At 38.8% G+C, this 562-nt stretch carries 1 protein-coding gene; it reads right to left on the reverse strand.

Annotation, left to right across the window (positions count from 1 at the left end; all coding sequences use genetic code 11):
- Positions 1–15: 15 nt before the first annotated feature.
- Positions 16–450: an IS200/IS605 family transposase gene (tnpA, locus tag DXD92_RS18320; RefSeq protein WP_118641313.1), complete on the reverse strand. Its 435-nt coding sequence runs from the start codon at positions 448–450 to the stop codon at positions 16–18.
- Between the last annotated feature and the right edge of the window lie 112 nt (positions 451–562).

The following is a 562-nucleotide window of genomic DNA, read 5'->3' on the forward strand; positions in this document are numbered from 1 at the left end:
TTTTTCCTCCGGGTTTTAACGGGATTTTTCCTTCTGCCCTTCTATGTAAGCAAATACCTGTTCACGGCTCCGGTCACTGACCGTTACAGCACAATAAGACGGATTCCACAAATGCCCTCCCCACAACTCTTTCTTTAGCTCTGGATACAAAAGGAACATCTGGCGCGCAAGATTCCCCTTCATGATTTTGATCATGTCTGAAATATAAAACTGTGGTCGGCAATCTACAAGCAGATGAATATGATCCGGCATAACCTCCATAGCCAGGATTTGAAATTTATATTCCTGTGCAAGACTTTCCAGCATTTCTTTGCATTCCACATCAATTCCGTCTTTTAAAACCTTTTTTCTGTACTTTGTACACCAGACCAGATGATACTGCAGAGAGTACACATATCCTCTACCATAGGAAAGACCATTTTTATTAATTGTAAACATATCTTTCTTCATAAAAATAGTATACCATATGCATAGGAATATATCAAACATTTGTTCCCTTTTTTGGTGCGAATTTTGCGCGTCTAACTCATCACTACTACAATATATTTATGGGTAATCCCCT

The organism is Blautia sp. TM10-2 (genome assembly GCF_003480845.1).
In the GTDB taxonomy this organism is placed as follows: Bacteria; Bacillota; Clostridia; order Lachnospirales; family Lachnospiraceae; genus Fusicatenibacter; species Fusicatenibacter saccharivorans.

Bases quoted from the DNA above. Each gene is read 5' to 3' on its own strand.
- tnpA (WP_118641313.1), bottom strand. From the start codon at position 450: ATGAAGAAAGATATGTTTACAATTAATAAAAATGGTCTTTCCTATGGT.